The sequence below is a fragment of the Dictyobacter arantiisoli genome (genome assembly GCF_008326305.1).
Taxonomy (GTDB): Bacteria; Chloroflexota; Ktedonobacteria; order Ktedonobacterales; family Ktedonobacteraceae; genus Dictyobacter; species Dictyobacter arantiisoli.
Window position 1 is genome coordinate 56,343 of record NZ_BIXY01000018.1, and the last position, 25,625, is coordinate 81,967.

The 25,625-nt window shown below is 45.2% G+C and carries 31 protein-coding genes; 22 read left to right on the top strand and 9 right to left on the bottom strand.

The genetic code is table 11. The features are described 5' to 3' along the window. Positions 1–265 precede the first annotated feature (265 nt). Complete coding sequence (locus F1593_RS08250; protein ID WP_149401076.1) at positions 266–613, top strand: hypothetical protein; 348 nt, start codon at positions 266–268, stop codon at positions 611–613. Positions 614–677: 64 nt separating this feature from the next. Here the strand turns inward: F1593_RS08250 and F1593_RS08255 are convergent, their stop codons facing one another. Both F1593_RS08255 and F1593_RS08260 read right to left on the bottom strand, forming a co-directional pair. Further along, on the bottom strand, positions 678–1,022 hold the full coding sequence (locus F1593_RS08255) for a hypothetical protein (RefSeq protein WP_149401077.1): 345 nt from the start codon (positions 1,020–1,022) through the stop codon (positions 678–680). Between the two features lie 5 nt (positions 1,023–1,027). Then, positions 1,028–1,891: a hypothetical protein gene (locus F1593_RS08260; protein WP_149401078.1), complete on the bottom strand. Its 864-nt coding sequence runs from the start codon at positions 1,889–1,891 to the stop codon at positions 1,028–1,030. Between the two features lie 796 nt (positions 1,892–2,687). Between F1593_RS08260 and F1593_RS08265 the strand changes: the two genes are divergently transcribed. Next, positions 2,688–2,909: a hypothetical protein gene (locus F1593_RS08265; protein WP_149401079.1), complete on the top strand. Its 222-nt coding sequence runs from the start codon at positions 2,688–2,690 to the stop codon at positions 2,907–2,909. A 59-nt stretch (positions 2,910–2,968) separates the two neighbouring features. Here F1593_RS08265 and F1593_RS08270 read toward each other — a convergent pair whose 3' ends face one another. After that, the gene (locus F1593_RS08270) at positions 2,969–3,313 is read right to left on the bottom strand and encodes a hypothetical protein (protein WP_149401080.1); all 345 of its coding nucleotides are present in this window, start codon (positions 3,311–3,313) and stop codon (positions 2,969–2,971) included. Between the two features lie 112 nt (positions 3,314–3,425). Between F1593_RS08270 and F1593_RS08275 the strand changes: the two genes are divergently transcribed. The 13 genes from F1593_RS08275 (at position 3,426) to F1593_RS08335 (ending at position 9,639) form a co-directional block, all read left to right on the top strand. Next, complete coding sequence (locus tag F1593_RS08275; protein ID WP_149401081.1) at positions 3,426–3,611, top strand: hypothetical protein; 186 nt, start codon at positions 3,426–3,428, stop codon at positions 3,609–3,611. A 14-nt stretch (positions 3,612–3,625) separates the two neighbouring features. Beyond that, positions 3,626–3,844 (top strand): hypothetical protein, encoded by a 219-nt coding sequence (locus tag F1593_RS08280; protein WP_149401082.1) that lies wholly within the window; start codon positions 3,626–3,628, stop codon positions 3,842–3,844. A gap of 305 nt (positions 3,845–4,149) precedes the next feature. Beyond that, a complete protein-coding gene (locus F1593_RS28240; protein ID WP_172631964.1) occupies positions 4,150–4,521 on the top strand; it encodes a single-stranded DNA-binding protein in 372 nt (123 codons plus the stop codon). A gap of 52 nt (positions 4,522–4,573) precedes the next feature. Next, a complete protein-coding gene (locus F1593_RS08290) occupies positions 4,574–4,969 on the top strand; it encodes a DUF488 domain-containing protein (protein WP_149401084.1) in 396 nt (131 codons plus the stop codon). 13 nt (positions 4,970–4,982) lie between these two features. Beyond that, the gene (locus tag F1593_RS08295; protein WP_149401085.1) at positions 4,983–5,225 is read left to right on the top strand and encodes a hypothetical protein; all 243 of its coding nucleotides are present in this window, start codon (positions 4,983–4,985) and stop codon (positions 5,223–5,225) included. A 9-nt stretch (positions 5,226–5,234) separates the two neighbouring features. Beyond that, entirely contained in the window at positions 5,235–5,831 is a 597-nt protein-coding gene (locus F1593_RS08300) for a lytic transglycosylase domain-containing protein (RefSeq protein WP_149401086.1), read from the top strand. Positions 5,832–5,844: 13 nt separating this feature from the next. Further along, on the top strand, positions 5,845–6,141 hold the full coding sequence (locus tag F1593_RS08305) for a hypothetical protein (protein WP_149401087.1): 297 nt from the start codon (positions 5,845–5,847) through the stop codon (positions 6,139–6,141). A gap of 288 nt (positions 6,142–6,429) precedes the next feature. Continuing rightward, the gene (locus tag F1593_RS08310) at positions 6,430–7,068 is read left to right on the top strand and encodes a hypothetical protein (RefSeq protein ID WP_149401088.1); all 639 of its coding nucleotides are present in this window, start codon (positions 6,430–6,432) and stop codon (positions 7,066–7,068) included. 71 nt (positions 7,069–7,139) lie between these two features. Next, complete coding sequence (locus tag F1593_RS08315) at positions 7,140–8,120, top strand: hypothetical protein (RefSeq protein WP_149401089.1); 981 nt, start codon at positions 7,140–7,142, stop codon at positions 8,118–8,120. 404 nt (positions 8,121–8,524) lie between these two features. Next, complete coding sequence (locus F1593_RS08320) at positions 8,525–8,764, top strand: hypothetical protein (protein ID WP_149401090.1); 240 nt, start codon at positions 8,525–8,527, stop codon at positions 8,762–8,764. 85 nt (positions 8,765–8,849) lie between these two features. Continuing rightward, entirely contained in the window at positions 8,850–9,074 is a 225-nt protein-coding gene (locus F1593_RS08325) for a hypothetical protein (RefSeq protein ID WP_149401091.1), read from the top strand. A gap of 13 nt (positions 9,075–9,087) precedes the next feature. After that, complete coding sequence (locus F1593_RS08330; protein ID WP_149401092.1) at positions 9,088–9,387, top strand: hypothetical protein; 300 nt, start codon at positions 9,088–9,090, stop codon at positions 9,385–9,387. 9 nt (positions 9,388–9,396) lie between these two features. Further along, positions 9,397–9,639 carry a hypothetical protein gene (locus F1593_RS08335; protein ID WP_149401093.1) on the top strand — a complete coding sequence of 81 codons (243 nt, stop codon included), beginning with the start codon at positions 9,397–9,399 and terminating at the stop codon, positions 9,637–9,639. Between the two features lie 286 nt (positions 9,640–9,925). Here the strand turns inward: F1593_RS08335 and F1593_RS08340 are convergent, their stop codons facing one another. Beyond that, on the bottom strand, positions 9,926–10,294 hold the full coding sequence (locus tag F1593_RS08340; RefSeq protein ID WP_149401094.1) for a hypothetical protein: 369 nt from the start codon (positions 10,292–10,294) through the stop codon (positions 9,926–9,928). Between the two features lie 142 nt (positions 10,295–10,436). Between F1593_RS08340 and F1593_RS08345 the strand changes: the two genes are divergently transcribed. From F1593_RS08345 to F1593_RS08360, 4 genes are read left to right on the top strand one after another with little or no spacing between them, the layout of a single operon-like run. Next, on the top strand, positions 10,437–11,039 hold the full coding sequence (locus F1593_RS08345) for a SprT-like domain-containing protein (protein WP_149401095.1): 603 nt from the start codon (positions 10,437–10,439) through the stop codon (positions 11,037–11,039). A gap of 4 nt (positions 11,040–11,043) precedes the next feature. Further along, positions 11,044–12,354 (top strand): hypothetical protein, encoded by a 1,311-nt coding sequence (locus F1593_RS08350; protein ID WP_149401096.1) that lies wholly within the window; start codon positions 11,044–11,046, stop codon positions 12,352–12,354. 10 nt (positions 12,355–12,364) lie between these two features. Then, complete coding sequence (locus tag F1593_RS08355) at positions 12,365–12,571, top strand: helix-turn-helix domain-containing protein (protein ID WP_149401097.1); 207 nt, start codon at positions 12,365–12,367, stop codon at positions 12,569–12,571. A gap of 13 nt (positions 12,572–12,584) precedes the next feature. Continuing rightward, a complete protein-coding gene (locus F1593_RS08360; RefSeq protein WP_149401098.1) occupies positions 12,585–13,811 on the top strand; it encodes a site-specific integrase in 1,227 nt (408 codons plus the stop codon). Positions 13,812–14,231: 420 nt separating this feature from the next. Here F1593_RS08360 and F1593_RS08365 read toward each other — a convergent pair whose 3' ends face one another. Next, positions 14,232–15,425: an ROK family protein gene (locus F1593_RS08365; protein ID WP_149401099.1), complete on the bottom strand. Its 1,194-nt coding sequence runs from the start codon at positions 15,423–15,425 to the stop codon at positions 14,232–14,234. An 825-nt stretch (positions 15,426–16,250) separates the two neighbouring features. Here F1593_RS08365 and F1593_RS08370 point away from each other — a divergent pair. From F1593_RS08370 to F1593_RS08380, 3 genes are all read left to right on the top strand, one after another. After that, positions 16,251–17,570 carry an ABC transporter substrate-binding protein gene (locus F1593_RS08370; protein WP_149401100.1) on the top strand — a complete coding sequence of 440 codons (1,320 nt, stop codon included), beginning with the start codon at positions 16,251–16,253 and terminating at the stop codon, positions 17,568–17,570. A 231-nt stretch (positions 17,571–17,801) separates the two neighbouring features. Continuing rightward, the gene (locus F1593_RS08375) at positions 17,802–18,770 is read left to right on the top strand and encodes a carbohydrate ABC transporter permease (RefSeq protein WP_149401101.1); all 969 of its coding nucleotides are present in this window, start codon (positions 17,802–17,804) and stop codon (positions 18,768–18,770) included. Positions 18,771–18,855: 85 nt separating this feature from the next. After that, complete coding sequence (locus F1593_RS08380; RefSeq protein WP_149401102.1) at positions 18,856–19,740, top strand: carbohydrate ABC transporter permease; 885 nt, start codon at positions 18,856–18,858, stop codon at positions 19,738–19,740. A gap of 107 nt (positions 19,741–19,847) precedes the next feature. Here the strand turns inward: F1593_RS08380 and F1593_RS08385 are convergent, their stop codons facing one another. From F1593_RS08385 to F1593_RS08400, 4 genes are all read right to left on the bottom strand, one after another. Continuing rightward, entirely contained in the window at positions 19,848–20,261 is a 414-nt protein-coding gene (locus F1593_RS08385; protein WP_149401103.1) for a secondary thiamine-phosphate synthase enzyme YjbQ, read from the bottom strand. A 162-nt stretch (positions 20,262–20,423) separates the two neighbouring features. Further along, positions 20,424–23,156, bottom strand: coding sequence for a cation-translocating P-type ATPase (locus tag F1593_RS08390; protein ID WP_149401104.1), 2,733 nt, complete (start codon positions 23,154–23,156; stop codon positions 20,424–20,426). Positions 23,157–23,362: 206 nt separating this feature from the next. Then, positions 23,363–24,427, bottom strand: a complete 1,065-nt coding sequence (locus F1593_RS28920) for a DUF3761 domain-containing protein (protein WP_216368815.1) — start codon at positions 24,425–24,427, stop codon at positions 23,363–23,365. Between the two features lie 393 nt (positions 24,428–24,820). Continuing rightward, positions 24,821–25,513, bottom strand: a complete 693-nt coding sequence (locus tag F1593_RS08400) for a hypothetical protein (RefSeq protein ID WP_149401105.1) — start codon at positions 25,511–25,513, stop codon at positions 24,821–24,823. Positions 25,514–25,625 lie beyond the last annotated feature (112 nt).

Sequence of the window (25,625 nt, forward strand, 5' to 3'; positions counted from 1 at the left end):
TTTGTCCATGCTAAATTGCGGAATTTATCTCTGCTCGCTTGATTCTTTTCGCTCGTGTTTTTGTTCAGTTTTGTCTAACAAAATCTAACTCCTATGATGTCAGAAATGATGTCAAAGTTCGTGGTCTTTAGTGCAGAGATCTGTTGCATTGTTGTCCTTGCTTTTTCGTAAGAGTTTAACCGTCGTTCTTGCTATGGTATAATTGCAGACATATGGATCTGTGATTATCTGTCTTTATTCTCAATTGAAAGGGGTCGTTTATTCTATGACAACACAAGAAGATAGATTGGCTGCGCTTGAACAGAAGGTGGCCGATATAGAGTTAGAACGTCTCTATGAGAAGAATCAGGCGTCGCGTGGTCTTGCTTCTGATCAATTATATGATGCCAAACAAGTTAATTATCGTCTTACAATGCTCCTCGGTATTGCATCGGGTCAAGAACAAAGTATTAAGACAATAGTGCAAGATGTGTCTGAGGTGAAGCAGAACATTAATGATTTGCATATGAGGTTTGCATCCCTGGAACAAACAATAAATGATCGTTTCAAAGCACAGGATGAACGGTTTGATCGCTTAGAAAAATTGCTCCTTGATCGCCTTCCTCCTGCCTAGATTTTTTTGATACAAAGATAAGCGCCTAAGCTATTTGCTCCAGGTGCTTATTTTTGTGTTACTACTATTCGATTGAGAGAAAGGCAATTGCGGCAACTCCTAGTACAAGACCGATGATTTGGTAAGTTGATACTTTTTCGTGATAAATGAGCACAGCTACTATAACTGCGCCAATAGCCGAGAGAACAGAAAAAAGGACTGCACCTTTTCCTAATTCTGCGCCAGTTCTCAGACTTATCAACCATGCAGTGTTAGCTGCAATGAATCCGACAATTGAAAGCAGAGCAAAGACATACTTACCGCTAATGGCAAATTGTTTAGCCAGGATATCTGCAACTAATTCAAAAGCTACTAAGATCAGTAAAAAGTAAAGCCATTTAGGAATAGATGTAAAGAATTGTTGTAGCATCTTGCTTAAACCTCTTCACTTGTTTCCTTTAATCTCTTTTGGAATGTTTGAATGATTGGAGATGGATTATAGTAACTTAAGTTCAGTTCCCAAGCATTTTTATCTATGTCATATCTGGGACTGAAGAATAACTTTTTTACTAATCTCATTCCATCATTTATTTCAGACATGTCTTCTGTTGTTCCTGATGCAAAACCATATAGTTTACTGATTTTTATTTCAGGATGGTTTATCCAATGTTCTAGCACACTATTCAAAAGCAAATTGAATGAGTTGCTTTTGTCTGGTCTAATAACGCAAGAAGATACATAACAATTGTATTCTTTCCCTGGTTCATAGGTTAAGATGTGATCTGCTGTTATTTGCTGTTCGCTTAAGTCACCTTTTAATAAATCAAAGATCGTTTCCTCTTCCATCGGTAAAAGAGTCAAACATCCCCATATGTCCTTACGGTTTTCTTCATTGTAGAGTACTCTAATTGCTGTTTGATTTTTTTGCCACCAGTGGATTGTTTTGGTTGGTGGTACGGAATACTCAAGCCCATATATATCACAATCTAGAGCATATATATATGGTAGATCTTCAGATGTTGCCCATGATGTTTTACCTGATGGTCGCTTGTGCTTTTCTGTTACCTTGCTGACGACATTGTTGTTAATAACACTTTTTTTCCTGCTTGATGTTTTAGACTTGACTTCATCCTGAATTTTTAAGAGGTCTTCATAGTTATATTCGTATTGATCTTTTCCTCCATCATTAAGTTCCCGCCTTCTAATCCCTCTTGACTCTACATAGTAAAAGAACGATTGACGTTGCACACCTAAAAGGGCAGCCCCTTCTTTTGATGATATGTATTTTTCTTGACTCATGATTTGACTCTCCTTTTTAGCCTCTCGCATAATTATAGTCAATTTGAATAAAATAGTCAAATAACTTGGTTCATATTAATATTTTATTAAAATTGACCATATTCCTAATATTTCAGTCAAATAATGTTGACAGGATTAATTTGACTGACTATAATGATTCATGTAAGGTGTTTTTAGTCAAATAAAAATACTGACTAGAATAGTTCTTTAACAATCGAATTTGGTCCTATAAGGGATTTGGCACATCGAGGGAAGCCAAGGTATAAGCCTCTGACGCATGGTAACGCATAGCGTGAACGCTCCTAACTGCGGCCTAGCTACAAAGTTCATAAGATGTGCTTAAAGGGACTGAATGCCTAGCAACAAGTTAGCGAGCGATCGGTGTTTCGAAGGTGAAGTAAGGAACATTGATGCGGCTCTTCTGGCTTGTACGCCTTATGGGTGGCGTGTAAAAGATATCCCTGTGAACATATGGCTGCTATGAGGGAAGGACGGTAGAAAAAGATCATGCTGCCATATGAAGCACTTACTATTATCTTTGTAGACCATCCTGGTAGATTGTCCTTATTCTCTGGTTCGCTCCTCTATTCCTTCTCCCTGGTCCCTCACATCGCCTTCTGCGATAGTCTTTGTAGTGTGTTGTTTATCCTCTGTTTCTCCCCTCGTTCTTCCTCTTTGTTTCTTCATCAACTACAAAGGTTGACGGCTGGTGGTCGGGTTCGCTTGATCACTAGACGCTAGCTCTGGTAGTTGAGTTAGAGATTTCCTGATGGTTGATAGTGAATGAGGAGGTTTCATGTCTCGTTTGATGATCAGGCTGGTTGTACTTTTGCCTCTTGGGTTGGTTGTACTTCTTGTGTGGGGTTTGCTTGTATCGGGTTTGCCTGTTTGGCAATTGATTGTGTTCTCCACTATGGGTGCGGTGCTTCTTTTAAGATTATCTGTCCTAGTGACTGATTATCTTATCTGCTGGTCTATTCGTCGTGGTGGTCGTGTTAAGGTGAATAAAAATTTTTAAGAATGGAGGACAACTTCTTTGTTATCCTCACGGGTTCTTTTTTAGATTAACCGTTGTCTTTAACTGTCAACCTTCACATTTTTACTCGATGTGACAGCTAGAGTGTAATACTTTACAAAGTTGGTCGCATACGTTTTTTCGATATGTTCTCGCGTTGCAATCAGTATCATTCTCCTGGCAAAAGGTCGTGTATACTTTTCCGCTTCGCTCTTGGCTAAGACTTGGATTTCTTCTGGTTCATTGATAAGCGTGTTCTCGTAGAGTTGCTTTTTGAAAATGTCTTGACTGCGAAAGCCTGCCTTCATCTTGACAAACTGTTCTGGATAGATGTCAAAAAGAAGGTTTCTTAAGGCATTAAGAACAGTTTTAACAGTTCCTCCGGCAGTGACGTTTGAAAAAAGCATGCTTGTTCCTTTCGCATTTGTAAGGTGCTACAACTTCTATGAGGATTATACACTTTTGGATCTCGTTTTGCTTAATGTTAGAATACTTTCTTCAAAAGGGAGGTTCGTATCAATGGCTAATTATTGTAACTGTTGCAATGAAGAGTGCAATGAAACCTTTCCGGTTCCAGACCTGGATGATCCACATATGGAGTTAAACATTTACGTCTGCGTCGAGTGTGCTGATCTCATTCTGGAAGAACAGCCAGACGTGCTACTTGCTACTACTGTTTCTCAGCTTATACAGCTTGTCGCGTAGGAGAATAAGTCGATATGTTTCCTCTAATGTTACCGTGGTTGATTATTGCGTGTCTGGTTGGGGTTGTCCTGGGCTTGGTGATTGGCATTTATATTGCATCGTCATTAGTCCAACGTCACTATCATCATTTTCAATCAGTGCAGACACAACCATCGGCGCAACCCTTGAGCGGTTATCGTCGTGCACCTGTTCAGTACTTAGATGATGAGCCTTTTGGACGGCTTCGGCGGTGATGTTCCGCTTTGTCTAGATGTTATCTGAGTGAGAGGAATAAGGTAAATGTTTCGAAACTCTGATCTTGAAGTTGATCATGGTCGGTGCTGTTCAGGTTGTCACCAACCACTTAGTGATTGGGCTGCATCTTGTATGCATTGTGGGGTGGTTCTCTGTACAAGGTGTCGGGCTTGGCCTTTTGCATTGCAAGGAATTGCAATTTCCTGTCAGAGATTGGAATGTCAGAAGGTTGTTGATGCATGGAATGATCGTGTCTGGGGTGGTCCTGAGTGGCGAAATATGTGATAGAAAAAAAGAGGTGTCTATGCTGCTTAATCAATGGATGGGAACGGGTCGTCTTGGTCGTGATCCTGAGATGAGTTATACCCCACAAGGGACGGCGGTCACAAAGTTTAGTATTGCCGTCGATCAGGGCAAAGATAAACCTGCAATGTGGCTAAACATTGTGACCTGGGAACGGCTGGCAGAACGTATTAATGAACAAGCCTGTAAGGGAAGTGAAGTTTTTGTACAGGGGAAATTGATGATGCGTTCGTACACTGATCGCAATGGACAAAACCGGCAAGCTTTCGAAGTGTCTGCATCTACGGTCCAGTTGACGCAACGTCCACAAGTTGCTGCTACCAGTTCTGCCGATTTTGAAGAACTTGGTGATCCTTCTGATCATCCATTTTAGTTCATCCTCTTAAAAGTCCCCGTTTAAACGCTCACTTTTGAAAGAGGTGCGGATGAGCAAGGTTTTTACACTTGGCTATGCAGCTCGTAAAGCTGATGAACAACTTGACAAGCTTATGGTTGATCCATCAATGATCCTTATTGATATTCGCTTGAGTCCAAAATCACGGTTCCATCCTCGTTTCCGTGGTCCTGCCCTGGCACAACGGTTCGGCAACCAATACCACCATGTTCGTGAACTTGGTAATTTGAATTATCAGGATCATGCATTGCCGATTGTTCTCGCTGATGCTCCTGGCGGGTTATCGTTGGTTTCATTTTGGATGGAACGTGGGTATCCCGTGTGTTTATTGTGTGCTTGTAGTAATGCTGCTTCTTGTCATCGTTCGGTTGTGGCTCGTCTTCTGCAAGAAAAGTTTGTTTATGATTGTGAGGTAGTTCACTTTTGAAAGAGGTGATCCTATGACCTTTCACTATATCGTTTCAGTTTGGCCGGACGGCTGTCCTGATCCTAATGTTTATCCTCCTAAATTAGTTGTCGCGTTAGAAGTGCGTGTTTCAACCAATGAGGCTCCAACGGTACAATCATTGGTACAGATGGTGCTGTCTTCCTATGATATTCCTGTTGCTAAGGTAGTGCGTGTTGTCGATAGTGCTGGCGCTGTAGCTCATGTTTGGAACCCTCTCAATACTTCCACCTTTTAGGAGTGTTTCATGCTGCCTCCACTTTACCAGTGGAGCTTATGCGGTGCGGTGTTTCTCACCTCTGGCTTGGCGGTCCTGGTCACGAATAGACGGTATACACCTCGGCTCCTGCGTATCCTGGCGCGAAACCTTTTCCTCATAAGTATCGGTGTGATCATGTACCAATTTGTGACCGTGGCAATGATGCATTCTGTTTCCTCCGTACCGAAAGCTCCACCTCCTACCGCTTCCAATTATGTCAGTATAGCTCGTGCTGATGCGATAGCTGCTGGCATTGATCCTACCTTGTTTGTTCGGCAAATTCGGCAAGAAAGTAATTTCAATCCTCGTGCAATCTCACAAGCTGGTGCCCTTGGCATTGCTCAATTCATGCCAGCAACAGCAAGAGGTCTGGGTATCGATCCTTCTAATCCTGAGCAAGCATTGAAAGGTGCTGCGCGATTGATGGCTTCGTATGTTCGTCGATATGGGAGTGAGTCGGCTGCCCTGGCTGCGTATAATGCGGGGCCTGGAGCTTTAGACGGTGCGGTAGCGCGTTGTGGTCAAGCGTGGAAGACCTGCTTACCTTCAGAGACACAAGCATATATTGCTGTGATTGTGGGCTAGGAGTTGCCTGTCAATGAAAGATAAATGCCAACATCTCGGTCATGAATGGACCGTTACTGCGTCTCGTGGTTGGTTTAGTTGTCGGCGGATTGTTGATAACAAAGTCACGAAACGCAATCCTATCGGCCAATCAGTGTATTGTAATGCTGTTTCGTATTGTCCTGGTTGCTTAGGGTATCGCCTTGATCGGTACGAGGTTGTGATGTGTCGGGATCACTCGTGTATGAATATACAGCTTCTTCCATTGATGCTTGCCACACCTCGCGCAACCTATGCTTCATCCACAGGTGAACAAAAATCTCTGTGGTAATGTCTGCTTGTTGTCCGCTTGTCCTACAGACAATGGAGGGTTCGGTTATGTCAGCATTCCTTGCCGTGTTGTTCTTTCTTGTGGCTCTGTTTTTCTTGTGGCGCTCGTTCGCAATAGGTGGTGTATTCCGTGGTCTGTTGGTCGTGCTTGCATTGATGTTTCTTTTTAGTGGGTTGGTGATATCTCATATTCTCGTTTTGTAGCCTTCCTTCTGGCGTGTTGTTCCTGGCCTGATGCACTGTGCGTTGGGCCACATCTTTTTACATTCATTTCGAGGAGAAAACAACTATGATGAGCTTTTTCGGAACAGTCAAAAATGGCGGTGTCTTTGATGTCAAAGGTAAAGATGGTTCTTCAAAACAATTGATTTCTTTTACCTCGGTCGATGCTTTGGGCAATACCTTAAGTTGTCAGATGTGGCCTGACGATCCTCAACATGCACAATTGGCTCCGGTGATCGCTTCGGCTCGTCGTCAACGGGTCCAGTTTGAGATTGCTGGTTACTCGGTACGAATGCGGGTGTTTAAAGATGGCCGGACTGAGCCACAAGCCAATTTTATTGTTACCAACGTCTCCTTCCCTGGCACAGAACAACCTGCGACGCAATCCGGCATGTACTTTTCAGGGACGGTCAAGGGTGGTAACGCTTTTGATATCAAGACCAAAAACGGGCCGTCAAAGCTGATATCCCTCACGGCTATTGATGAAGTCGGCAATTCCTGGCCGTGTCAGATGTGGCCGGATGATCCACAGCATACACAACTGGTTTCCGTGATTGCATCGGCTCGCCGTCAACCTGTCCAGCTTGAGGTGGTGAACTATTCCCTCCGTATGCGCAAGTTCACCGATGGACGGGCTGATCAGCCACAGGTCAACTTTATTGTCAGTCGTGTGTCGTTGCCTAGTCTCAATGTCTCCGTTGCATAGCTTTTATCGGTCGTTGCTCTGGCCTGGGGCGTCTGCTCTGGGCCGTATCATTTCACAAGATGAGGTGTTCTATGTTCGATAACTTGCAAAATGCGGTGCGATTCGACCTCAAGCGCATGATTGGTATTCACCAGGGGCGTGAACGCTCGGATGTGTTATTGGCAATTGTGTTGCCTGCGGTCCTGATGCTGGTGTCTGCATATACAAATGCCTGGGCCTTTACTGGTGGCAATCTGAGTTTTTCAGGGCCGAATATGATCAATACTATTGATGCGATCTGTCGGGGCCTGTTCGTAGAAGCGTTGGTTTTTTCCTGCTTCAAGATCGTCAAAATGTTATGCTCGTCTGGCAAGTGGTATAACTATCCGGCTGCGCTCGTTCCTGCCCTGGTCGGACTGGTTGGTGTGGTTGTCTCGTCTGGGTGTGGGCTGGCCTGGGTTGCCAAATCGGGGTCAATGGATTGGATGATCAAAACCGTAAGTGCGTACTTGCCTGGATGGATGACAGGTGTGTTTCAGGCAGGTATTGGTCTCCTCTTTCCGGTCGCGCTTGCGGTCCTGGCGATCTATGATATTAGTAGCCTGATCGAGGAACACATCTCGCGTGGTGCGCAATTGGGCGGTCTGGCGCTGCGGGTTCAAAGTGCTGAGCATCATCAAACAATGTTGTTGCAAGCGCAAAAAACGGCAAACAATGATCCCAACATCAAGAATGCGTACCAACAGATGGCACAAACAAATGCACAGCAAGCCGTAGATGCTGCGCGTCGTGGTGATTATACCTTCGGGTTATCAACAGAACCGTTGAAGCTGACTCCTCAACAACAGTCATCGGTCACACGCATTAGCCCACCTGCGGCGTATCCATCGTTGGCTGCGCCTGCTGGTGCTCCACCTATGCCTATGGGTCAACCTCCCTTTATCAATGGTCAAGTCACGAATAACCCTCCCTTCATGGGAAACACACAACAGTTGAACGTTGGCGGTCCAGCTCCTCTGCCTGCTGCTCCCCCACAGAAAAACGGCCTATTCAGTTGGATGACCGGGAAATAAACCCAAACTTCTTGCACGCCTGCACGCCCGCACACCTTGCAAAAGGATAAAGGCGTGCATCGCTTTGCAAAGAAGCATTCTCTTTTTCATCTTTTCAAATAGCACAAATGTTCGATCAAAAACAACCAAGCAAAAACACCTGCGGTTGATCCTGGCTTCCTGAGGCATAAAACGTCCACTTACTCTCAATGTTCCCCGTAACGGTGCGAAGCAAGCGTACTACCTTGATACCTGATTTAAGCTCGGAGTGGCGACGGTGCTAAGGATGCAACCTGCGTATATCACCTTGGCACCGTCGGCATGTAGTGCGTAAATCAGAGTGTCAAGGTGGAGACGCTAGTTACAACAAATCTCGGCTTTGGGTGGGGGGCCTCTCTCCCTTAAAAAGACACATGAGGTACTGCATGATCCAACGACAAACCGTGTTCCAGCAAGCACTTCAAATGAAAGATCCCTTTGCACACTACATCGTAAACTTTGCTCCTTATCTAACAGACACAGTGAATGAAGATCTAAGCTTAATTGATGAGGTATTAAATAATCCCTTATCAACGACTATTGCTCGTGTGCTGCTTGCTGTGGCTGCTGCTTCTCGGCTACAAGGTATCGCACACACTATTCAGCTAGAACAGACAGCTAATTGATATCAATCCATCTGTCTATGTTTTATGAACCGTGTGTGTGATATCAATTATTCCCGTCACAACAATGTGGGATAAGGAGAGAACTATGGATGATATTCGTCAACAGATGATTGAGTTTTTGATCACTTCCCTTATAGCTTCAGGTATATGGCCTGCCTCTTTAAGTGGTGGGCAAGCCTGGGCGGAATTTGAACGCATTGCTCGTAGCATGTCCACTGATACCGATATTGCGAAATACTACTGGTATGCCACTCAAGCAGAATATAGTGCCTTTGTCCATGCGTACAATACACGCTTTTCTGGTCGTTAAGGGAGATGATCATATGACGCAACGTTTTTGTTGTTCTGGTTGTCCTGGCGGGTGGTGTGATGGTTGTGTGCCTGATGAGCAAGTTGTGAGTTCACATGTCATGTCTAATCAATCTTGTCCATATTGCGCACCTGCTGGTCGTCCGGTATGCGCTGTGGGTATTCAACTTTATAATGCTGCTCGTGAGGTTGGTATCCCTCTCTACGAGGGTTATAGTAGTTCAAAGCAAGAGCAAGATGCATTATTGGCTTCTTGGTATCAACGTTCTGATGCGTACTACGAACATATTGGCAAGTTGAATAGAGGCCAATAGGAGTGATATATGCCAGTGTCATACATTGTGATCGCCTATGATATGCGATTAGCTGATGGATGCCTTGGGATAGTGGCATCTGCAACAACAATGGAACAAGCAAATATGATCGTCAAGGCATTTGCGTTTGTTGCGTTGTCTTATCAGCAATCATGGTTGGGGTACTTTGTCCGTGATGCCTCCTCCGCATCGCTCTATGGGCCTGAGTGCGCCGTCAATTTGTTGAAGCAGTGGCAATTGAGCGTGTATTAATCAGTGTTTTGGACAGGCGCACACAAGTAACACGCGCCTGTCTATTTACATCCGCTGTGAGTTTTGCTGTTGTTGTAGATGAATGGTTTCTTTTTCTCCTCGATGTTCTCTGTATTTCTTCTGCTCAATGCTTGAGCTTTTCTGAAGGGTATTGTTGTCTTGTTTGTTCTTGGGGTGTCTCTCAAGAGAAGGGGATGTTGCTATGTATTCAAATAATCGGTTCTACTTCTGGATCTTGTTGCTTTTATGGTCTGTTTGCTTTCTTGCTTTTCTCTTTCATTATGTATTACTTCCTCTCCTTGGTTATGTCGTGTAGGAATGAAGCAAGCAGGTTTCTCTTTGTAAGTATCTCGGTAATTCGAGCAATGAGTAAGAGAAGTGCAAGTATTCCTACAGTGACGGGGAGAAAGATATACAGGTTTGAAGAGGGAAAAGGGTGTTGTAGCGTGTTAATGCTATCGAAAACGCACCATGCAAGCAAGAGGATGCTACAGGGAAGAATGAGCAAGGCGATAATCTTTTCTCGTCTCTTTCTCTCTTGTACTTCTTCTGCTGCTTGCGGCATGGATGTTGTGATATATCCTCCAATAATAGCAGTGATAGCAATAAAGAGGAGTGCTACCTCAATACTGATAAAAATAGGATTCGGTATCATAGGCGGTGTTCCTCTTTTCTTGTTATTTTTCCTTCTTTCCACTAAGAAAAGTATACCACAAGCATTTGCTGCTTGTGAAGGAATAAATGTTCGTAATAGAAACCAAAGTCCCCGTTTAAACGCCTACTTTTGAGGTGCTTTCATGGATGAAAATCTTCAACAATTCCGTGAGGCTTGGCTGTATCATGCAACGCTTTTTCTTTTTGAGCATATGCAACGCTCTGGCCTGACTCCGGTTCCTGTTCGTGTCTCCTGTGGTTGGCCTATGACTGGCGGTGGTGGACAGAAGAATGTCACCATAGGAGAGTGTTTCCCGCCTACCATGTGCGCTGATGGGGTCGCACAGATTTTCATTTCTCCTCGTATCTCTGACTCAATTCATGTGCTCGGTACACTGCTCCATGAATTAATCCATGCTCACTTTCAAGGCCGCTTTGGACATCGCAAGGAGTTTTCACAAGCAGCAAAGAAAGTGGGCCTGGATGGTCCTCCGACTGCTACCGTTGTTGGTCCTCAATTGCTGCCAGTCCTTCAACAGTACATATCTGGTGTTGGTTCTTATCCACATGCGGCAATTGTCCCACGAACAAAAGAAAAGGCTCCTGGTTCCCGCCTGCGCTTGTATGAGTGCTCGTGTGATCCTCCTATCAAAGTTCGGGTCGCAAGTAAGGAGTTTGACGCAACATGTAACCGTTGTGAAGAATTGTTTGTGCTGATTGAAAAATCTGAAGAGAAGGATGAGTAGGTCTATGTGTAGATATTCCTTTGATCCAAGCGGTTCTGTACAAGAGGGTGGTTTATCTCCATCCTCTTTTTCTTTTGTGTCCACGTATGACGCTCTGATTGAGAATATCAAGCTGGTTGGCTTTGGTGTTGATACGCTGATCCTCAATGTTCGCTATGCTGATGAATCTCTTGAGCCTATTCAGCGAGAACTTGATGAAACACTGATGCAAGAATTGGACTACTTGCAGGGTGAAGCAAAGGTAGCAGAAACGGCGGTGGCTTCTCCCTGGTCGTTCTTGCGTGCCCTTCTTTTTATTGAACCACATGGAGCTGGTCGTCAATGGCGCTGGCTGCTCACCTGTCAATGGTTGTCTCTCGTCGTCTCACGTGGCACATTTAATGATGTGATAGCACAGGTCCGGTTCTCTTCTGAGTACCTGTGGTCACAACCTGATCCTGGTGATTCGCTGGCAAAGATGCATGAGCTTCTTATGTCGATCTTTGGTCAACATATCCATTTACAAGTCTCTTCTGTGGATCTCTGCGCTGATGTGATGGGTTATGATTTCTCGTTGGCAAACTATCAACAAGATTTCGTATCACGGGGCCGGAAACAATCAGTGATCTATGGGCCTGATGGAGTCAATCTTGATAGTCGTACGTTGTCCTATCTCCGCTTTAGCTCCAGTGCCTCGCCGATATCATGTCGCATTTACAACAAGACACAAGAAATTACACAGAAGTCTGATAAGACATGGATGTATGACGTTTGGAATAGAGGTACGTCCGGTCCCTATGGTGGAAAATGGGATGGTACAACTCCGGTCTGGCGCAATGAGTTTCATCTGACTCGCGCATTTTTACATAACCTCAAAAATCCTATCGAGGGTGCCTATGATCTCCTGGGTCAATTTCAATCATTGTGGGCATATGCGGCTGGTCGCGTCGAGGGTGATACTGACGGCCTTCCTGATGGTTGGCTGCGTTACACACTACCTACTGAGGATAGTAACCGTTCTCGCTGGCCTGTACATCCTGCCTGGGTCGTTATTCAATCGGCTTTTAGTGAACCTGTAGAACCTGACCTGGGGCCTGTGGTCCGTCGGCGTATCCGAGAGAAAAACCTGGAACGTGGTATAGCGGCTATGGTTGGTTATGCCTCAACGTTGGCGGCGTGGAAAGGTGGTGAATGTGCCGCTCCTGATGCTGATCTCTCCCTGATTTTGCAGTACCTCTATGAACATGGTACGAATTACCTGGAAGAAATAGGCCGTGATTTTCTAGCAGAAGTCCAACGTAAACAGTTGCTCTACAATTCTGAAGATATTCAGTAGGGGGTGTTTTATGGCAAAAAAACAAGAGAAAAAACCAATCCTTTTGCTAGAAGATCTATTAGATATAGACAGCTTGATGGGGGTTTTGAAAGTTCGTAGCAGGCAAACAGTGTACAAACTCATGAAGACTTCTGATCTACCTGCTGTTTATATCGGTGGTCATTTAAGGTTTGTTCCGTCTGAGGTTGCTGAATGGGTATGTGAACAACGCGCATAGAAAGGGGTGATTTATGGCTCGTCCAAGAAAAGAAGGATATGAGCAACCTGGGCGTCGAGGTCGAGGCAAGGGGTCGATTGTATGGCGTGATAGTAGACAGAAGTTCCAAGTAAGTCGTTCCATTGATGGCAAAAGAAAATATGTCTATGTTGATACAAAAAAAGAAGCAGAAAGTATTTTAAAAAAATGGGATAGGGAGGTAGAACAGGGACTTAAATTTGATCGACGTGCATTTACTGTGGCTGAGTATATTGATTATTGGCTTGAGGTTAAACGCCCAACAATAGAACCTACAACCTACCTTATGTACAAAAATAAGACAAAACCTTTTTGTAGTGAGTTAGGTAAGATCAAGCTGGAAGATTTGACAACAGACAAACTACAAAAAGCGGTCAACGCATTGAATAAAACTGGTAAATATGCTCCGTCAACGCTTCGTACCATGCTAGGTGCATTTACTGTTGCTTTACAAGATGCTGTTTCCTGGGAGTTACTTGTGCGCAATCCTGTAGCTTTAGTTAAGTTACCAGTAGGATATAGAGAAAAAGAAAAAGTTGAAATTATTCCTCCTGATCAAGTTGCATTGCTCCTGAATATTGCCTATGAATGGGGGCAACGGAAAGTATGGGCCTTGCAATCTTGGGCCTTGATTTCCCTTGCTGTAGGTTCTGGAATGCGTCATGGTGAATTAGCTGGTTTGTTGTGGTCGGATGTTGATTTTGTCAAAAAAGAGATTACCGTCAGTCGTCAGGCTAGTTATTATACCTTAGATGGTGAAACAAAGTTCCATGAGGGTAAGCCTAAAACACGTAGCTCTATTCGTAAAATTTCACTTCCTGATTTTGCAATAGCTGCGTTAGTTATCCATAGAAAAGCGCAATTAGAAAGGCGATTAAAATCTGGTTTAAAGTGGAGTGATCAAGATCTGGTGTTTACCAACTCACGGGGAACTAATCTTACTCCTGCTGGCATTTTACGGCCTTATAGAAAATTGCTAGAGAAGGCTGGCATCCCTGTTACAACAAGACTTCATGTGCTCCGTCATACTGCGGCGTCAATTATGTTGAAATTAAAGATACCTGTAACTACAGTGAGTAGTATTCTCGGTCATTCTAATCCTGCGATTACCTGGGCGGTTTACGCACATACAGTCCCTGGTGATCAAGAGGAGTCAATGATAACGTATAATGAATTCTTAGCACGTTATGGTGTCGGAAATGATGTCAACCGTTCTGTTTGAAGATAAAATGAGCTTGATTTATCGTGTAGGTTAGTGTGTTTTCTGTACACTAACCTTTGCACGGAGTATACCAGACAAATTTCTGAAAAACAAGAGCCAGGGAAGCATCATTCAAGAGCTGAACAATGCAGAACCAACGGAGGGAGCGTATCCGCCAGAACTATATCTGACAAGATCATAAAAATTGGATCGAGCAAACTCCACAGCTTCAGGCAATAGAAGATCCCTGACAGCAAGGCGTGTAAGGGATCTTTCATTAGGAGTGACCAGCTAAATTTGCTCGATAGTAGCTCGATATACTTTAGCTATCTCTTTAGGGCCCATGTGCCATATTTATGTCACAATACATAGTTGAAAAATAGTTCGAGGAAGGGCAGTGAGTATCGATCAAAAAGAAAGCAGCTAAACTATTGAGTCCCTTTAAAAAGGATCAGGTGAGGAGAAAAAATCCTGGAGAATAAGGCAACCAGCACTTTGGGCCCATAGCTCCTGGGTAGCGCGTGTCATGATAACGATATCCAGATCTTTTCCTAGCTGTGAAAATATATGCTGCATGAGCGTCTCTTTCATTGCAGGCATGATCAGGTCAACTGGGAATTCATCGCTTCCGTTGATTAAAATACACTCTGGATTAAATACATTCACCAGACCGGCGATCCCGGCCCCTAAATATGTTCCAGTTAATGTAAACGCCTGGCAGGCCATTTCGTCTCCTTCCAGCGCGCGTTGCGCCAGATCGCACGTCGTAAGACTGGGATCCCATGCAGAAGGATGAAGTTCCTGATAGGTCCGTAAAATACCATGATTAGCTACATATGCCTCATAACATCCCTGGTTGCCACAGCCACAGGTACGACCAAATATGTCAAAGGGAGCATGTCCAAACTCCGCTCCCATCCCTTGCGCCCCACGAAATGGCAGATCATGAATCAAGGCAGCCATACCCAGTCCACGGCCTACGGATATTAACAACAAATCATGATAATCCCGGCCATGACCATACATCTTCTCATAACACAGCAGGCAATCCACATCGTTAGCAACAATTACGGGAAGGCCAAAATGCCGTTGTAATGGTGGTCCCAGCTCCACATTATGCCAGTGCAGAATCCAGGTATCTACCGAACGCCCACTTTGTTGATGGACCGGTCCAAATACCGCACAGCCAATCCCTAAAATCTTCTCGCGCGGCACTGAAATATGTAAGAAAAAAGATTCCATACAATTTATGATAAGTTGCACTGCATGCGCAGCATTGTCATATAAAGTTGTAGCATAAGATTCTTTATAAATAATCTCTCCATGCATGTTTAGAAGTACAATGGTTACTGCATATTCACTCAATTTTATGCCAATAGAGTAGCGCCCATCAGGGTCTATTTCTAATAGTTCTGCCTTGCGCCCACCGGTTGATTTAGCCATACCTTTTTCAACTATTAATTGTTGTTCAAGCAAGGTCATCGTCATACCAAAAATGGTTCCCTGGCTTAACCCCGAGAGACGTTTCAAGTCCGTACGCGAGATAGGCGCATGAATACGAATGAGATTGAGAAGAGTATTCTGATTGATCTTCTGCATTAACTTGCGATCCACAGGTGGTACATTCCTATACACTATATTACATCCTTTGTTGCTAAAAACATCATGCTACCTCGCATCCAGCGCAAAAGACGTGCTATAAAAGCTGCTTCTACAGCGATTATAGCTTCTCATCTTCGCAAAATATCTATCGATATGCTCTGCATGATAGCCATAGAAAGACGTTTACAAATGAGGATAACTGTAAACAACCGTAAGATTTTTTATTGTAGGAACGTACTCGCAAGTCTGCTTGCTTTCTCCTACCTCTGCGTATGGGAAAGAACATACAACAAGAAAAATCGTTATCATACCAACGTACGACGCGACACAGCGCCAGAATGGCAGGTCTGGATATGCAAAAATAGCAGCACTCATAGCCAGGTATCACTTCCTTGTTCACAAACACTTCGTTGTACTAATAATTCTAATGATTAATCATTGACAAAAAAAAGTATAGATGGTATGCTTGCATTTGACAAGTGGCAAATATGTTTATGGAGTCGTTACTTGTTAACTGGTCTAACTCGCATGAAGACGTGCAATTCTCAATAGGCCATGATCATTGAGGGTTTCCCTCGTATGATTGAAAAGGCAGCAGAGAGTAAGAAGATGGCATTATCGCCATCGTGTTCCCTCTGAAAAAGAAAGTAGCCAGGACTTTTCGTCCAATAAAAAGCCATGTTATCCTACATTATATATAAGTAAGATCGCATGCTTTTATTTAATTCCCAGACACCAATACATATGACAATTGCGTCGTAGGGACAGATGGCCTGGATCAATGGAACTTTTCGCTTTTTATTATTTGGACATCATTAGGTAATACATAGCAGTATTACGAGGCAAGGAGAACTCATAATGAGCCAGAATCAATCCTCATCTAATTCATTTACCCGTCGCCGATTTCTTCAATATAGCGGCGGCCTTGCACTCAGTGGTTCACTACTCGCCGCCTGCGCAGGAACTGGAGCTGGAGGTGGTGGTACCGCCAATGGTAACTCTAATCTGCCAAACTTGACCCAGTGGTATCATCAATATGGTGAAAAAGGCACAGAGCAAGCAGTCAGAAGCTATGCAAAAAATTATACCAAGGCGAATGTCACAGTAAAATGGGTAGCCGGCGTCGGCAACGCTTATGGTAACTCAGTCAACACTGCATTGCTGGGTTCAAGTGCACCTGATATTTTCGAGCAATCCGCACTCAGCGTCGACCAGGTCAAACAAGGTCTGCTAGCTCCATTGGATGACATCTTTGCAGCCCATAAAGATGATTTCTTGCCAGCATCCGTCAAACCATTTACCGTGAACGGTCATGTCTATGCAATTAAAATGCTCAATGATCCAACCTTTATCTACTATCGCAAGAGCATGTTCCAGAAAGCGAACATCACCAAAATACCAACCACCATCGATGAGTTAATCGATGCCGCCAAGAAAGTATCTGCAGCCAATAACGTCAAGAGTATTTACATTGGCCCGGATGCTGGTGTCGATGCACTCCATCAAATTGCCATCTGGGCATCTGGTCCCCAGCAAGATCTTCTCTCTGCAGATAACAAAGTCATCTTTAATACCGACCGCGTGGCCAATATGTACCTGAAAATCCATGAGCTCAATGCTACTGGCAATGTCTTGCCAGATGCAACTGACTTCTGGTGGAGCATCAACCCATTCCTCAATGGGAGCGTTGCTATGCAGTGGTGCGGCCTCTGGGCTATGCCTCAGGTAGTAACAGCCTTAAAAGATGATTTTGGTATCTTCCCACTGCCCGGCCTTGACGCGCAGAGCGATCCCGCAACCGTTGACGGCGGCTGGGCCGAAATGGTCTATGCCAAAGGCAAAAATGTGGCGGCAGCTAAAGCTTATGTCGAATCCCTCTGGATCGATAACGCCACAGTTCAGAAAGACTGGAACGTTGCTTACGGTTTCCACATCCCACCTCGCGTCAGCACTTCAGCCCAGACTGATAAGCTGAAAACAGGGCCTGCCGCAGATGCTGTAAACATCTTGAATAAATACGGTCACTCGGCAACGCCTTATTGGAACGCAGCCATGGAAACGTACCTGGAGGATGCCGTGAGTAAGATTCTGAAGGGTGGTGGCACTGCCAGCAATGCCAAAACCCTGCTTGACCAGGCAGCCGAAAAGTGCAACACCGAACTGCAGAAAGAGCTCTAAGTAAACGGAAGCTCCCAATGAGCGAAAAACCTCAAATAACGTAAGAATTCCAATCATTCGCCAGTAAAGGAAGGAATTACTGACCAAATTGGTCAGTAATTCCTTCCATCCCCTTTCTATACCCACTTCGTATGGAATTCAAAAAACTACGACTGTAGGTTTGGGCATCCGTTCGTACCAGAAAAGTACGCAGGAAGCCTCCGTGTGTATAGTGAAAAAAAGGTTGAACCAATGAAGTCCCTGAGTACTCCTTCACAACCCGAGATCATATCTCTGCGTAACGATACAAAAGCAAGTCGGCAGAGAATAAAACAGCAGAATCGCAAAGCTGCGCTGGTCTTCTGGTGTTTTGCCGGGCCCTTAATCCTTGGCCTGACAGTATTTTTCTATATTCCGATTATCTGGGCAGTTGTCCTGAGCTTTGCTAACGCTCGAGCGACACTCACTCCAACCGGTTTTGTCGGTTTTCAAAACTATATAGACATGTTCAAAGATAGCGCATTCACCAGCTCACTGGGAACATTTCTGCTTTTCGCGCTCTTTATCGTGCCGACGACCTTTGCTGCTTCATTAGGCATGGCCTTACTGGTCAATAGTGTCAAAAAAGCACAGGGCTTCTTCCGCTCTGTTTTCTTTTTGCCAACCGCATGTTCTTATGTATTGGCCTCAGCAGTCTGGAGAATGGGCATCTTCTCAGGTACCGATTCAGGACTGGCCAATACTGTCCTCCATCTCTTTCATCTGAATTCCTTTGACTGGATCACCACTCCCACCCCTCCCTGGTTCTGGTTAGTATTGGTAACCGTGCGGCTGTGGCTACAGGTTGGCATCTATATGATTATCTTCGTTGCAGGGCTACAGGAAATTCCGCGCGAGCTCTACGAAGCATCCTATGTCGATGGCGCTAAAAAAGGTTGGGAAACCTTCCGCGCTATTACCTTCCCACTTCTGCGCAACGCATCTATTTCCGTCTTACTGCTCAATATCATCGCAGCCTTCCAGGCATTTGACGAATTTTATAACATCATGTTTGGTGGTAACCTCAGCCTGGCCCGCCCACCCCTGGTTTATATCTATCAGGTCGCCATGTTCAATCAGGACTTTGGCCATGGCAGTGCTGGAGCACTGATACTGACGATTATCATTATCGCATTCACCTTGTTACAAGGACGTTTCCTGGGCTTTGGTAAAAAAGATTAAGCAGCCACGATGGCCGTGATCAATGGCTTTTACCATCTGTTTCAAAACTAACCAGTATGCACATAGATAAAAAAGGAATGATGTTATGGCAACCCTTGTTTCACAATCAATGCGACCACGCCCGCACAAACCAAAATTAACCACAGGCAAAGTAGTAAGTGCTATCCTACGCTATGGGACACTGATCATCATGGCTCTCTTTTTCTTGCTGCCTTTCTATCTGATGGTTCGAAATGGTCTGGCTACGGAGATGGATATTTCCTCTCCACAGTGGTCGTTCTTTCCTGGTTCACTCCATTTTGAAAACATCACAGAACTATTCAGCGATCCCGATGTTCCATTTGTCGATGGTATGATCAATTCTACGCTGGTCGCTGTCTTACAAACAACGGGACAAATTCTCGTCTGCATGTTAGCAGGATACGGTCTGGCTCGCATTCCCTACCGCTGGTCCAATACTATTTTCTATTCAGTATTGCTCACCTTGATGATCCCATTTGCGGTCATTTTCGTCCCGGTCTATGTGATTGTTTCCTCTTTCCAGTGGGTCAACACCCTACAGGGTCTGGTTGTACCTGGCATTTTCAGTGGCTTTACAACCTTCCTTTTCCGCCAGTTCTTCCTGAGCTTCCCTCACGAACTAGAAGAGGCCGGACGCGTGGATGGTTTAGGCTACTGGGGTATTTTCTGGCGCATCGTGGTTCCCAACTCAGGTGGCATTATTTCTGCCCTGAGCGTAATTACCTTTATTGCTGCCTGGAATGCTTTCCTCTGGCCTCTAGCCGTTGGACAAGACTCATCTGCCTATACTATCCAGGTTGTGATTTCAGCATTCATGAACTCACAAAATGTCAATATGCATGAGCTCTTCCTGAGTACAGCGATTGCTATTCTTCCACTGGTGGTCATCTTCTTCATCTTGCAACGCTTTATCGTTGAAGGTTACAAACAAAGCGGCTTAAAAGGCTAATCTCCCCATGCATTCTTCTCTCAAACAAAAGCGACCAGGTTCCCTTACTAAGGGAACCGGTCGCTTTTGTTTATACATACATAAAGCAGCACCTGCAAAAAAATAGGTTACTCGCCAATCACTTTAACCAGCATACGCTTATCACGTTGCCCATCAAACTCAACATAGAAAATACGCTGCCATGGACCAAAATCTATCTCACCTTTGGTGATGGGAACAATCACTTGATGATGCATAAGCAGATTCTTCAGGTGCGCGTCACCATTATCTTCCCCGGTCCGATGGTGCTTATAATTGGGATTTTCCGGTGCAACCTTTTCAGCCCACTCCATAATATCTTGCCAGAGCCCTGGCTCTTCATCATTGACAATCACTGAGGCAGTGATATGCATCGCTGATACCAGAGCAAAGCCTTCCTGCACACCACTTTCAGCGATAATCTGCTCAACACGATCTGTGATGGGGACAATTTCTTTACGCTTTTGCGTATGGAAGGTCAGATAGACGGTATGGGATTTCATGGGCTTATCCTTCTCTTTTTCTAGTAATACAATGTTTTGGTATTACTGACAATATAGTAGTCACAAAGCTCTCATTTACTACAACCCATTTTACGGCTACATTATCAATGCATCAGTAAACCGAAATAAATACACAATATATAGATCTTGAATACTGTTTTTTTAGCCCACCTGCGGGACCGGACCAGGCGAGCGTTGGCGGGCTAGCAAACGGCGGATAAGTTTTTCAAGCTCTACGACGACAAAGATGATTAATCCAACGCCCACAATACGCAACCAATCATCTCCGCGTATGGGTTGGATACGGAGAACATATTGAGTAGGCCCAAAGTAGAGTGCTCCAAAATGGAGCAGAAAGGCGATAATTGTAGAGAGCAACAGGTAAGGATTGCCTAAAAACTTGAGCTGGAAGACGGACTTTTTCTCAGAGCGAGCGTTAAAGGATTGAAAAGCGTTACAAAAGACCAACGTTGTCAATGCAATAGTCTGCGCATATTCCAGCGAGACCCCACGCGCTAACGTGTATCTGAACATAAAGAGCGCCCCGGCCGCCATTATGATACCAGTCAGGATAGAGCGTTGCCAGAGTGTCCTGGAGAGAAGTCCTTCACTACGCGGACGTGGAGAACGCCTCAATTCATCACCTTCTGCTGGCTCCAGAGCTAAAGAGATATCCTGTACGCTATTCGTGACCAGATTCATCCAGAGCAACTGGGCAGGCACCATTAAGAGTGGATCTCGCAAGGCGGTATTCGCAATAATAGCAATCAGGGTTGCAATGCCTGTGGATATAAGAAAGAAAGTAGCTTTACGCAAATTGGCAAATGTTACACGCCCTTCCTTGATTGCTCCGACAATAGTTACAAAGTTATCATCGGTCAGAATCATATCGGAGGCATCTCGCGCCACATCGGTGCCTGCCTGTCCCATTGCAACCCCGATTGAAGCAGCTTTAAGCGCCGGCGCATCATTTACTCCATCACCCGTTACGGCCACCACTTCACCGCTTGCCTGCAATTCTTGTACAATACGCAATTTATCTGCGGGCGAAACCCGTGCAAAGACAGCTGTATGTGGCAATTGCTCACGCAACGTCTGATCATCCATACGGGACAATTGCACGCCTGTGATCGCAGGTGTATAGGCATCCGCCAGGCCGAGCCGCCGCCCAATTGCACTGGCGGTCAGAGGATGATCACCGGTAATCATCTTGACGGCGATACCAGCCTGTCCACATGCTTCTATGGCTTCGCGCACGCCCGCACGGGGAGGATCAACCATACTCTGCAAGCCCACCAGAGTAAGCTCTTGAGGTTCAGGTAAAATTTTTGATGTCACCTGTCGGTCAGGCAGGATACGATACGCCATCGCCAGCACACGCAGGCCACGGGAGGCCATCTCTTCGTTGGCTGCCCTGACTTGCGCCATATCAACTGGTACAACACCTTGCGACCCCTGCATCGTTGTAGAGGATGCCAGTATGCGATCTGTCGCACCCTTCACAAACAATACCTGCTCATCTCCAAACAGGCGCAAGGTCTGGGAATAGCGCAAGTCAGGCTCATAGGGAGTTTCAGCCAGAATGGGAGTCATATGCTCGGAATCAGGAGTAGTAACGCCTGCATTGCGCGCGGCTACCAGTAACGCGATATCGGTTGGATCACCTTCGGTCTTCTGCTCTCCATCTCCATCATAGACCTTTGCTTCATTAGTAAGAGCACCCACAGCAAGCGTTAGATCCATTGGAGAGGCATACTGCAACGTACCCAGTGGATGCGCAGCCCGTGGCAATGCCTGTATCTGCCGCGTGCCACCGGGAGTCCACACCTCCTCAACCGTCATACGATTCTGGGTCAAAGTGCCTGTCTTATCCGAACAGATGATGGTGGCGGAACCGAGCGTCTCAGCGGCGGCAGGATGGCGTACAATCGCATGATGCTTGCTCATGCGAGCAATGCCACGGGAAAGAGATACGGTAAAAATAATTGGCAGAGCTTCAGGTACTACGGCTACAGCTAATCCAACTACAATCAAAAACATCGCCTGCATGGCCTTCCCTTGCAGAATACCCAGTAGAAATATCAACACACTCGCGATCCCCACTACAATCCCAATACCGCGCTCGAGTTGATGCATTTTCTGCTGCAACAGAGTGCCCTCTTTAGGAATATGCATCATATCACTGATCGCGCCTAACTCTGTCTTCTCGCCAGTTGCCACTACAATCCCTTTACCACGACCACTCGACACCACAGATCCCGTATAAGCCATACATCTGCGATCAGCCACCGTAGCCGAAGGCTCTACTAACTCCAGATGCTTCCCCACAGGCACCGACTCTCCAGTTAGCAAGGACTCATCAATCTGCAACGACTTCTCAGCCAGCAAACGCAAATCTGCAGGGACGCGAGCGCCTGATTCCAACAAAACAATATCACCTGGCACAAGTTCACGGCTGTCGACTTGCCCCTCAAAACCATCTCGCAACACGCGCGTTGTAGGCACCATCAAACTCTTTAGAGACTCCACCGACGCAGCCGCCTTCATCTCCTGGACAAATCCAATCAGCGCATTCAGCAACAGAACAAATAATATTACGCTGGCATCAATATAATCTTGCAGAAGAATCGTGACAAAGGTACTTAACAACAAAATATAGATTAAAGGACTCTGAAATTGCCGCAGGAATACCAACACTGGATGTACTTTATCAACCGCTTCCAACTCATTCAGGCCATAGGACTGTAATCTTCGTTCTGCCTCCCGGGTCGTCAAACCGTGGACAGTCGCATGCAGCTGCCGCAATACGGTATCAATATGAAAGGCATGCCAGAGAGGCGCATGCTGACCCTGCTGCTCAGGAAAAACAGGATTGGATTGATCCATCGTGCTCATAAGCCATCTTTTTCAATCGCGTAAAGGACAACAATAACCAGGGAAGTGCTCTCTTATACCATCCTTCACGTTTGTCAGTCGGCTCATGAGACAGTTATCTCCATCACCATTGGAATAAAAAGGCACTCATTTTGATGAACATGAGTGCCTTTTGTTTACGTGATATTCAATTACAAAAAGAAGCCCTAAAAAGCTGAAACAAAAGTCTAATGCGAATAGAGTGGTCGTAGTTCTCCACCATGGCGACTACAAGCTCCACTCACACCACCTGAATGAGAATATGTGCCATCATAGCATTCATCCACATACCCATTCGTATGCTCCCAGAAACTGGCAATACAGTTAAAGTACGAACAGATGTTGGCGGGAGGATTATAAATCAGATTCCCTGGATTAAAATCATAACCCCATGGGTTGCCATTGACACCTGTAACCACAGGCGGTTGGGTTGGCGCGGGAGGCTGCGGTGCTGGCGGTTGGGTTGGCTGTGGTTGAGGAGCCGGCGGCTGGGTCGGCTGTATTTGCTGGATCTGCGGTTGCGGTGTAGGCGTTGGAGGTATCGGCGTCACCGTTGGCCTGGGGGTTGGCGTCACTGTTGGTCGAGGCCTGGGTGTCGCCGTTGGTTTAGGTCTGGAGATTGAGGTTGGAAGCGGCTTGATGATCTTTTTTGTACTCGAAGAACTACTCGCATTTACAATCAGACTTGTTTGACCTGTGGTTGTGCGGCTGACAGGTGCTGTAGCCCCTACTGCAATGATAAAGATAAAGAGTGTGATCAATATACCTGTAATGACACTGATTGGAGCACGTCGGGAAGCTTTCTTAATAGGAAAGATAACAGGTAAACTCTTTGCCTGTTGATAAGCACGATAAGCTCTAAATAAATATATTCCAGGTAAAAACAAGTAAAGTCCCAGTAAAAGCATCGCCAGGACAATTCTTAATCCTATATTAATTCTTCTCCACTTGATCAATCCATACAAATTTACAAATCCACGATGGTCAATCAATAAAAGACAGATGATTAACCCCCAGATAATGCTATATCCAAAGGCGCCTAGCAGTGGAGCACTGGTTGCTACGGCTCCCCATAAAATGAAAACCCAGGCCAGCACATAAGGAATGATTAACCATAAAAGCAGTTTTCGGGAATAGCGATATGGTTCGCGCGGTTGCTTATTTGTCGGCAGATAAGGAGGTGGTGGTGGAATCATTTGTCCGGGAACCGTCTGAGAATCATACAAGGTGGTATCATCAGGGTTATTATACATACATTCATTCTCCATATAATACATATAAATTTAAGTTCATGCATTTAGTTAAACGTGTATATATAAAGTTAGTAACGCATGTATAGATGGTATTGTTTGACATGAAGTAGTAGCATAGAGATAAACGGGATCATTGTGTTGATATTCAATTATCACCTTGCTCTTATGCTGTAGCAAGATAGGGTAATCTTCACCAGGTTTTGTCCTGCATGTAGGGCATTGCGTGTGTATTACTGTCAAAAAAACACCTGCGTCCTCCCAACAGAAGGAAGGCGCAGGTAAGAAAGCTAGTTTGCTTTTTGTTTATCCATCAGGCGCTTCAATACACCCAGGAGGGCAATGGTGCCAAACCAGGCTCCCGTAATGAGCCATGAACGTTTCTTCGCTTGCTTATCATTCATTCTGAAGCTCCTCGTTCGTATTCGCAAGATCATGAGATGTAATCTGCCTGCCAAGCGTATTCATGAGCAGTATGTTGCGTTCTGCCAATATTTGGTGCGGCATATATGCATAGAGTGGACTTTGCATGGCTGCCCGTTGTTGTTCAATCTGCTCAGGCAAGTGCCCATAGCGTTGACAGGCAGCGTGTACAGATTTCGTCAGTTCCTGTGGGGATAATGAGAAGATGGCATCTAGCATCAAAAGCAAGTTCATGCTGCGATTCAGCATTACCCGCTGACCATGGACAAGTCGCTGAACCGGGCCGTTCTCTCCTTGCTGCGTGCGTGCCTCTTGCATACGGCGTGTGATTTCCACCAAAGACAACATATCCAGTTTATGTGTCAGAAAATCAACCACAGAGGCCGTATCTCCATTTATCTGCCAGTGTTGTAAGAGATCCAGGCATCGTTGTCCAGCATACTCTTTCACTGTCTTCGAGATGCTTAAAAGACTGGTCCGGCATTCTTCCATCCATAAGGCATGCAGATAGCGCACGACATCTGCGACCGTTAAGGTAGCAAAGCGTTGCTGTCCCTGCACCTGCTCGGCAAAAAGAAATAGCTGCTCGAATTCAGGTTGGAGTTGCTCAAAAATCTCCAATTTCTGGGCCACAAGTGGAGGAAATGGGGTATGCGTCTCCATCATAGTTAATCCTTTCATCTAGCTCATGTATAACGCTCACGATAAATAGCAGAGATCGGATGGTTGGAAATACTTGACATGTCTGAATAAAAACTTCATATACAGCACGTTTCAA